2 protein-coding genes are annotated in these 11,436 nt (G+C 38.0%); both read right to left on the reverse strand.

Annotated features, from left to right (window positions below; genetic code table 11):
* Window positions 1–9,177, reverse strand: a 9,177-nt coding sequence (locus PVV59_RS08720; protein WP_273755728.1) for a hypothetical protein, incomplete at its 3' end; no start/stop codon positions are given.
* Between the two features lie 1,909 nt (window positions 9,178–11,086).
* Window positions 11,087–11,436, reverse strand: a 350-nt coding sequence (locus PVV59_RS08725; RefSeq protein ID WP_273755729.1) for a YadA-like family protein, incomplete at its 5' end; no start/stop codon positions are given.

Below are 11,436 nucleotides of genomic sequence, written 5' to 3' on the forward strand. Positions count from 1 at the left end.
AACTTCTGTGCCGCTCTTTTCACCTCCAACCGCAATGACACGTGTCTCCTTATCTTGCTTAACAAGACTGTCTCCTACAACTTTCGTAATCTCATTCTTAAGCTCTTTATGGATATTCGTGAATGAAGCACCAACTCCTTCAAATGCAGCAGAGACACTTTCATAGCTTTGCTCTTCAACAGCACTCCCATCATCCTTAACTGTCTTTACCTTAAAGCTTGGAGCACTCCATTTTCCTTCCTTATAGCCAGCACCACCTCCAAAATAGCTCGCTAACGTATTATTCATCGAATAAAGTTGAGAACCATTCACTGCATCAGTCGACGTTTCTGTAAGCGCTCCTGATTTTACACCTGTAAGGGTCCGCGCAGCATCACCACTATTAGCAATGTTAATGCTGGCACCTCCTTTTTCCGCTCCTATCTTGATAACCTTGCTCTCTGCATCCTGCTTAACAAGACTGTCTCCTACAACTTTTGTAATCTCATTCTTAAGCTCTTTATGGATATTCGTAAAAGATGTACCAACTCCTTCAAACGCAGCAGAGACACTTTCATAGCTTTGCTCTTCAACGTCACTCCCATCATCCTTGACTGTTTTTACCTTGAAGCTTGGAGCTGTCCATTTATCTTCTTCATACTTAGCACCACCCCCAAGGACTTTAGCTATATTTGTGCCTGCAACTTGTAGATTATCTGACACAATACTCACTTTTTTATCCGTCGCAAAAAGTTGGGAACCATTAATCGCATCATGGGAATCTTCTGCAATCTTACCATTACCAACATTGTGCAGCGCTGTAAGGACCTCATCCTTACCACCAAAAGTTATATTGCCATAATCAGTCTTACCATCTTTCTTTTTATTATAATGAACAACCGCTGAATCTTCTGACTGAAGATGATTAATCTGGTTCGTAATTTCATTTTTGATATTCGTGAAAGATGTACCAACTCCTTCAAACGCAGCAGAGACACTTTCATAGCTTTGCTCTTCAACGTCACTCCCATCATCCTTGACTGTTTTTACCTTGAAGCTTGGAGCTGTCCATTTACCTTCTTCATACTTAGCACCGCCACCTAAATAAGTTGCAACTGTCTTATTTGTATCAAAAAGCTGACTTCCTGTAACTGCATCCGTTGAACCCTTAGAAACAGTTCCATCTAAAAGAGACGTGATTTTGCTATTGCTCTTTGCACCATCTTCACCATGAACCGCAACAAATGCCCCTTTCTCCTTGCTCCAACTTAAAGTATCCTGCGCAACGCCTTCGGAGACTTCCTTAATACGATCGTTCACATGCTTGATATTTGTGTCAAGTCCTACAAAGGCTGAACCAACATCACTAAACGGCTTATCTGTAACATTACCTTTTTCATCAACATTCGATAATTTATAGGTTGGTCCTGTGAAGGCTCCATTGTTAAAAGCTGCATCTCCACCAAAGAATTTTGCAACATCTTCACCAATTTTATAAATCTGTCCGCCATTAATTGCATCATATGACTTATCACCAATCTGACCATCACCAACATTATGGAGAAGTGTGGGAGTTTGATCTTTACCACCTAAAGTGACACTCGTATAATCAATTTCTCCCTCTGCCTTTTTATCATAATGAACAACTGCTGAATCTTCTGACTGAAGATGATTAATCTGGTTCGTAATCTCATTTTTGATATTCGTAAAAGATGTACCAACTCCTTCAAATGCAGCAGAGACATTTTCATAGCTTTGCTCTTCAACAGCACTCCCATCATCCTTGACTATCTTTACCTTGAAGCTTGGAGCGGTCCATTTACCTTCTTCATAACCAGCACCGCCACCTAAATAAGTTGCAACAATCTTATTTGTATCAAAAAGCTGCGAACCATTGACCGCATCCGTTGAAGTTTCAGTAATGTCTCCAGACAAAATATGCGCAATCTTGCTATCTTTTCTTGCATCGCCTTCCCCATGAGAAGCAACAAAAGCACCCTCAGCACTACTCCAATTTAAAGAATCCTTTGCAACTCCTTGAGAGACTTCCTTAATCCGATCATTCACATGCTGGATATTCTTATCAAGACCACTAAACGCTGTGCCAACATCATTGAACGAATTATCTGTTACTTCACCATCAGTAGCAACATTCGATAATTTATAGGTTGGCTGGGTAAGTGATCCATCTTTAAAAGATGCATCTCCACCTAAGAACTTTGCAATATCCTCGCCAACTTTATAAATCTGTCCGCCATTAATTGCATCGTGCGAATTATCACCAATCTTACCATCACCAACATTGTGGAGAACTGTGAGAGTTTGATCTTTACCACCTAAAGTGACACTCGTATAATCAATTCCTCCCTCTGCCTTTTTATCATAATGAACAACCGCTGAACCTTCTGACTGAAGATTGTTAACCTGTTTGGTAATCTCATTTTTGATATTCGTGAATGAACTACCAACTCCTTCAAAAGCAGTAGATACATTCTGATAAGTCTCATCCTTCTCCTGACCATCCGTGTTAATTGTTTTTACCTTGAAATTCGGAGCTGTCCATTGCCCATTCTCATACTTAGCATCACCACCAAAATAAGATGCAACTGTGCTTCCAAGAGAATGAACCTGAGAACCATTGATTGCATCATGGGAATCGGAAGAAATTGCACCACTTCCAACATTATGCAAACCAACAGTGCCTGTTTTCGGATCTCCAAAAGTAACACTATTCTTATTAACTTTACGCAATGATCTCGTAAATAGATGTGCTTCATCTACAGCTTCTTCTTCATCATAGAAAACTGCAACAGAACGAACTTCTGCAATTTCGTCAGAAAGTTTAGTTACGTTCTCATCAAGTTGCTCTTTATTAACTGCTTCATTATCTTTTTCTGCCTTCTTCAAACCAGAAAGGATTCTATTATTACTACCCTTATCGGCAATATTAATTGTAGCGCCGTCCTTTTCTCCTCCAATATTAATATGCTTTGTCTCTTCATCCCATTTAACAAGACTCTCACCTTTTACATTGCTAATCTCATTGTTAATCTGTTTGGTAATATCATTTTTGACATTGGTGATAGAAGTTCCAACTCCAGTAAAAGCTTCTGCTACATTCTTATAACTCTCTTCTTTTTCCTCACCATTTTCATTGAAAGTTTTTAGCGTAAAGCTTGGAGCTGTCCAGCTTCCATCCTTATATTCAGCATTACCACCAAAAGACTGCGCAACCTTATCGCCCAATGAATAAAGCTGCGAACCATTGATCGCATCCGTTGAAGTTTCAGTAATGTCTCCAACCTTAAGATGTGTAATCTTGCTATCTGTTCTCTCACTATCTTTCCCATGCTGAGCACTAAAGGCATTATTAGTCGCGCTCCAAGATAAAGAATCCTGTGCAACACCTTCTGAGACTTCCTTAATCCGATCGTTCACATGCTTAATATTCTTATCAAGTCCTACAAAGGCTGAACCAACATCATTAAAGGACTTATCTGTAACTTTACCTTCTGTAGAAACTTCAGATAATGCATAGCTTGGCGGTGTCAGTGATCCGTCTTTAAAGGATGATTCTCCACCTAAAAACTTTGCAATATCCTCGCCAATTTTATTCATCTGATCACCCGTGATGGCATCACGTGAATCTTTTGCGATATTACCATTGGCAACATTATGAAGTGCAACAGGTGTAGAATCCTTACCTTTACCCAAAGTCACATTTGTATAATCAATTTCATCCTTTTCCTTTTTATCATAATGAACAACTGCTGAATCTTCTGACTGAAGATTATTAATTTGCTTGGTAATCTCATTTTTAATATTCGTGAAAGATGTACCAACTCCTTCAAAAGCAGCAGATACACTTGTGTAGCTTTGTTCATCTGTCGTGCCATCAGCCTTAACTGTCTTTAGCGTAAAAGTTGGATCGGTCCACGTGCCATCCTCATACTTAGCACTACCTCCCAAATAGCCAGCAACCTTATCACCCAAAGAATGAAGTTGGTTACCCGTAATGGCATCTGTAGAATCTTTAGAAATATTACCATCTAAAATATGCGTAATCTTACTATTGGTCTTTGCGCCATCCTTCTCATGTTGAGCACTAAAGGCGTTATCCGTTGCTCCCCACAATAAGGCATCGCCTTTGAAAGTGGTAATAGCATTATTAACTTGTTCAGTTACTTTATTCTGAACATTCGCGATAGAACTACCAACCCCAGTCAAAGCGTCCGATACATTATGGTAAGTTTGCTCTTCTTCCTTACCATCATCCTTAACAGTTTTAACTTTAAATGTTGGACTGGTCCATGCTTTATCTTTATAACCAGTTCCACCTCCCAAGTAACTAGCAACCTTACTATTGGTCTCAAAAAGCTGTGAGCCATTAATCGCATCATGGGAATCTTCTGTAACTTTACCATTGCCAACATTATGCAATCCAACAGGGCCCGTTTTCGGATCGCCAAAAGTAACACTACTCTTATTAACTTTACGCAATGACCTCGTAAATAGATGTGGTTCATCTGCAGCTTCTTCTTCATCGTAGAAAACTGCAACCGAACGCACATCTGCTATTTCTTTATCAAGCTGACCTTTGTTAACTGCTTCATTACTATGCTCTGCATCCTTAACACCAGAAAGAATTCTATCCTTACTATCCTTATCAGCAATACTAATTGTCGCATCTTCCTTTTCACCACCAATATTAATACGCTTGGTCTTCTCATCCCACTTAACAAGACTATCACCTTTCACATTGGTAATTGCAGTATTAATATCATTGGTAATTTTACTCTGAACATTCGTGAAAGAGGTACCAACTCCTGCAAATGCAGCCGTTACATTTTCATAAGTCTTATCTTCAGAGCTACCATCCTCTTTAACTGTTGTAATCTTAAAGCTTGGCGCCGTCCATTCACCATTCTCATAACGAGTATCGCCTCCCAAATAAGTAGAAAGCGCATGACCTACAGAATAAAGCTGTTTACCTGTAACGGCATCCGTTGAAACGCTACTAATAACCCCATCTCGAAGAGATGTAATCTTGCTATTCTCTTCTTTCTCTCCATGTTGGGCAACGAATGCTCCCTCTTCCTTGCCCCACAATAAGGCATCGCCTTTCGTTTTTTTCATTTCATTGGTAATTGTATTTTTTACATTGGTGAGAGAACTACTAACCCCACTCAATGCATCAGAGACATTCTGATAAGTCTTATCTTCAGACTTGCCATCCTCACTAAACTGCTTAAGCTTGAAATTTGGAGTGCTCCATTGACCATCCTCATAACGAGTATCACCACCAAAATAAGATGCAACTGTGCTACCAAGAGTATGGAGCTGCGAACCATTGATCGCATCATGTGAATCTTTAGCAATCTTACCATCGGAAAGGTTATGAAGTGCAACAGGTTTTTTCTCTTTACCACCTAACGTCACACTCGTGTAATTAATGCTGCCATTCTTATCATCTTTATCGTAATGAACAACTGCTGAATCTTCTGATTGAAGGCTCTCAGAAAGTTTCTTCAAATCCTTATCAAGTTGCCCCTTGTTAACGGCTTCATTATCTTTTGTTGCTTCCTTCACACCAGAAAGTGTCCGCGAACCACCACTTTTGTTGGCAACATTGATTTCACTACCCTCTACCTCTTTACCAATGTTGATAACATTCGTTGCTGCATCTTTCTTAACAAGACTATCACCTTTTACATTGCTAATCTCATTTTTAATCTGTTTGGTAATATCATTTTTGACATTGGTGATAGAATTACCAACCCCACTCAATGCTTCCCCTACATTCTTATAAGTCTTCTCTTCTTCCTTACCTTCACCGTTAACGGCTTTAACTTTAAATGTTGGATCCGTCCATGTTTTATCTTGATAACTAGCTCCACCACCTAAATAACTAGCAACCTTACTATTGGTCTCAAAAAGCTGCCCCCCCGTAATAGCATCACTTGAAGCTGCAGTAATATCTCCATCCTGAAGAGAGGTAATCTTGCTATTGGTTTTGCTATTTTCTTTCCCATGCGTTGCAACAAAGGCATTAGCAGCTTTACTCCAGTTCAATGCATCACTTTTTGCATCCGCAACCTCTTTGGTAATTTCTTTCTTAATATCCGTAATAGCATTATTTACATTTGTGAAAGAGGTACCAACACCCTCAAACGCAGCAGAAACAGTGTCATACTCATGCTCTTCAACCCCACTACTATCTTCTTTGAAAGTCTTAACCGTAAAGCTTGGAGCTGTCCATTCACCATTCTCATATTTGGCGTTACCACCTAAAGCCTTCGCAACCCCAGTACCAAATGAATGAAGCTGTGAGCCATTAATCGCATCGGTTGAAACGTCTGCGACTTTACCATCGCCAACATTATGCAATCCAACAGTACCTTTGCTTGGATCGCCAAAAGTCACATTCGATTTATTACTTTTACGTGCTGATCTGATAAGTCGATTGTCATCATCTGAAACTTCTTCTTTATCGTAGAAAACTGCCACTGAACGCACATCTGCAATTTCGCCAGAAAGTTTCTTTACATTCTCATCAAGCTGATCTTTGTTAACTGCTTCATTGCCTTTTTCTGCCTTCTTCACACCAGAAAGGATTCTATTATTACTTTCTTTATCTGCAATATTAATTGTAGCGTCTTCCTTTTCACTACCAATGTTAATATGCTTTGTATCCTCATCCCACTTAACAAGGCTATCACCTTTTACACTCGTGATTTCATTCTTGATATCATTTTTAACATTTGTGATAGAATTCCCAACGCCTGCCAAAGCCGCCGCTACATTCTTATAACTCTCTTCTTTTTCCTCACCATTAGCATTCACTGTTTTTATTTTAAAAGTTGGATCGGTCCACTTGCCATTCTCATAACCAGCATCACCACCAAAATACTTGGCCATATTCGTGGCAGCGATTTTGAAATTATCGGATAAAGTTGTTACATTTTTATTTGTTGCAAACAACTGCGAACCGGTAACAGCTTCATTTGAAGCTTCTGACAGAGAAGCACTCTTTAAACCCGTAAGAGTACGCTGTTCATTCTTTTTGTTAGTAATATCAATTTTGTCACCATCGGTTTCTTTACCAATGGTGATGTATTTTGTTTTAACATCTTGTTTTACGAAGCTACTGGCTGCGACTTGTTCTTTGACATCTTTTTCAACTTTTTGCAGTTGTCCAAAATTCACCGCATCGGTATTGTCAGTACCTTCTTTCACTCCTGTTATCTTTTTACTGCCAGCATCAATACCAGAAGTTGTGACTTTCGGACCATTCTTGATGATCAAGCCTGTTGTATCTAAAGTTACTGAACTTACTGCATCTGCTCTATCATCTGATACGCTTTCTTCCTCTAATTTTATGCTTTTTAATGTGAGATCTTTTGCTAAATCAAATTTTACCTTATTGTCGTCATTGCTTTTTGTGATTGCAAAGTTTTGACTTCCAGCAGAAAAATCTATGTCACTGTCCAGAAGAACTGTTTTCGCATTCTCACCATTAACAGACAGTTTCCAACCGTTCTTTCTTACAACTTCTTCTAAGCCTTTTAACTGTGCAACATTCACTGCATCGGCATCTCCACTACCAGCTGCAACGCCTGTAATCTGCCTCGTTATATTATTACTAGGGTCACCAATACTCACTGCACCTCTTGTACTTTTCCATTGAGCTTTGGTGTCGGTGGCTGATCCTTGCAAAAGAGAAGTATAACCTGCAACACCAGCAGCCCTATCGGATATAGAAAAGGAACCTATAGCAACACCATTATCAACCGACGCTTTAGATTGGTAACCTAAAGCAATACTACGCTCACCTGCTACTTCTACGCCATAACCCAAACCAATACTCTGCCAACCTGATACCTTTCCCTTACTACCTATAATAATATCATAAGGATCTGATGCCTCTACTTTAGAACCTAAAGCAATAGTGGCAACTTCCTTTGCCTTTGCCTGAGAGCCTAAAACAATAGCGCCAACTGCCTTTGCCTCTACCTGAGAGCCTATAGCAACACCATCTTTAAACGACACTTTAGATTGGTAACCTAAAGCAATACTACGCTCACCTGCTACTTCTACGCCATAACCCAAACCAACACTATACCAATCTGATGCCTTTCCCTTAGCACCTATACTAATAGAATAAGGACCTGATGCCTCTGCTTTTAAACCTAAAGCAATAGCGCTAGTTTCCTTTGCATTTGCCTCAAAGCCTAGAGCAAGAGCGGCGTCTCCTGCTGCATTTGCATTCCTACCAACAGCAACTGAATCTTGCCCACTTACCTTTGCGTTAGAACCTAAAGCAATAGTGTTAGTTGTCTCTGCCTTTGCGGAAAAGCCTAGAGCAAGAGAGTTTGATCCTGCTGCATTTGCATGAAGTCCCATAGCAATACTATTCGTATTTGATACCTCTGCGCTGCGACCTATAGCAATAGCGTCTTTTCCAGTCACGTTTGCAAAAGAACCTAAAACAATAGCGTCTTCTGCGAATGCCTTTGCAGCAACGCCGATAGCAATCCCTTCAGATTTATTAACTTCACTTGATAAACCTATCGCTATGCCTCTTTCTGCTAAGGATCTCGCTGCTACACAACCAAGTCCACCACTTGCACCCACACATTGCGGGTCATAGTTACCTATTGCAATACTTGAGTATTCAGTTGCTTGTGCTTGATTACCCAGCGCAACACCTTGATTAGCCCTTGTCTCTCGCTGCATGCCATCAACAGGAATAAGCCGCGTTGTCATTCCCCCCTCATTTATAGGCTTCGAAAAAACATTTATGGTAGGCCTACTTTTCTCCCAAAGTGTATCATTTAGGAAATTTGCATAATCACTAGAAGCTTTAACTTTTTCTGCGCCTACTTTTGCGCCTACTTTATTGAGTGCTGTTACATAACCTGCCTTAGATAAATCAGAGACATCAACATTGTTCTGACTATCATAAGCAGCAGTAATCCTTTTATCGTTCCCTTGAGAATAAACTGATATTGCCTTCTCCATGCTTTGAAGAACTTGTTGGTCTATTATATCAATTTTTTTTGCCAATACAGGAGACGCACTTGATAAGAGTGCAACCATGGCTGTTCCCAACGAAAGCTTTGTAAACAAAGATAAACGCCGAGAAATAAGCACAGCCTTCAAACTAGGTCTCTGTGATGTGGCTGATATTTTTTTCATAACAAACTCTCCAATGAAAAAATTTGAAAAGCATATCAAAAACATAAAAAAGACATATTTCAGTGTTATTCATTCTGTCAACCGGTTGTTGAATGGGAAGTGACAGATCAAAGTTCGAACGTTTTGAGTCTTTGTTTTCGTCTTTTAGTTGCTTTTTGTGTTGAGATCTAAATGTGGGAAATGTTTAGCTTACATGGAAATAACACATTTAGATTCTAATATGGTTTAGAGGTATTTTTTTGCCTGGTGTGCTTTAAAAAGGAATTTTTCTGTATCCGAATTAAAATTATTTCTTAAATAAGGGTCTTGTTATTTAAAAAATACTTTCAAAAGTGTTTTTTTATTTTGGAAGTTAATGGTGTGTTTTATCTTATTAAAAAGCCGTTTTCTTAATAAAAGGTAAATTAGAACCTTTAGTAGTTAAGAAAAGTGCAAATTCTTAAGGGAGTTTGGTTCCCAATATTTTTTAAGTCTAATGCAATATGCAAATACGCCTTGGTATTGTTTTTACACATTATTCTCCCGCCTTTGAATTATAATCAAAATGAGTCTTACTAATATTACTTTCTGTGTGTTTATATGCTCCCTCATAAAATAGCAACTAGAAAATAACACTTTTTACTGATTGGAGTAAAAATATATCTTTTCACATGATATGTGATATTTTTTCAACAAATTAAGAAACAATATTCTAGAAAAAATTAACGTTTATAAAAAAATTGAACAAATAAACGACTCTTTAAAGATTGTTATAGAGATAAAATACAGATTCTCATTTAAATTTTTAAATAAAAATACTTAAAAGAAAAATATATTTTCATAACTCAAGTACAATATTGCTGCTTATATATCAATTCAGCTTTAATCTTAAGCCAGCCCTTATGCCTTAATTACCTCCTGAACTCGTTGCAGATATATTAGACTGATCTTCCTATTTTCTGATATACAACCTGCTCTCATAATGAATGCAGATTAATTGCGCTGTACGCCCATCCTAATCGATAAACTTAAAGAGCTTAGTGCATCTTCATAACTCAAATCTATACTGCCAAGCTTATAAATGCTGCCTATCTTGATGCTTTACGGACAATAACCACACCACAACTGGCTTTGCATTTGCTTATAGGCGTTTGTTCACCTCCTTTACGTCATATGCATAAAGGTCAAATTGAAGAGAATATATAAACAATCTCTAATGAAGAGATGAAAAATTGATGCGATGATATAAAAGAATTTCATATGCCTTTGTCATAAGAATCACTAAAAGTGATTTTATCCTTTCATTTACCGGTCGTGATCCCTTTTCACATACGATAATGGCTCATATATAAGACAAAATAAACTCGAAGTATATCCGCGCATGGGGGCTATTTTACGCGATTGACTAGCAAGAATAACAAATATCCCCTAATGAGGCATGAAACCTCAAAATTACAATATCTTCGATTATTATTGTAATCTCATCACCACCAATCATATGCTATATATCCGTTATAATCTGACAATTGATAATATTATATAAAGCAACGCGTGTATCTTAATTATTATTTTCAAATTATAATACTGCATTCATTAATAATCCCATTGTTATATTTTCTTTTTTCGTAAAAAAATTGCGTCATAAAATCAAATTTTGTCACGAAAAAATAAAAAGCGCACTTGATAAATTAACTACTTGATTCCCAAAGAATGCCTTTTAAAAACAAAAGTCGAGAATAATATAGATTATACAAATTATTTATTAATTCTTGATACGATAAATAATTTTTTACCACATACTTACCAATGAAATAATCAAATAGACATTTTTATTGATAGTAATCCTTTATTTTCTATCGGTATCCATGAGCGATTAAAAAAATCCCTTCATCTTAATTTTAAGAGAAGGGATTTTTATATTTTTTTATCGTTAATTCAATGTGACCCTAAATCCAGCACCTATACCCCAATGACCTCCAGCACTCGTTGCAGATACATTAGAGCGGAATTTCCCATTTTCAGACATATAACCAGCACCGATAGCGAATGCCGATTGACTGCGCCATACACCCGTACCAAATGAAAAGCTTAATTTCCCTGGTGTATCGTCATAACTTAAATTCGATACAGCTAAACCAATAGCTGCCGCTTGTCTTGCCTCTTTCCGGACGTCCTCAACTGCATAATTTAATGTTTCAAACTTCATATCTGTATAGGCTTTGGACTCATTAACACCATTGCTTACTATATCATTCACACGATCATCCGTATATTTCTTCG

The organism is Bartonella sp. MM73XJBT.G (assembly GCF_028618435.1).
Lineage (GTDB): Bacteria > Pseudomonadota > Alphaproteobacteria > Rhizobiales > Rhizobiaceae > Bartonella.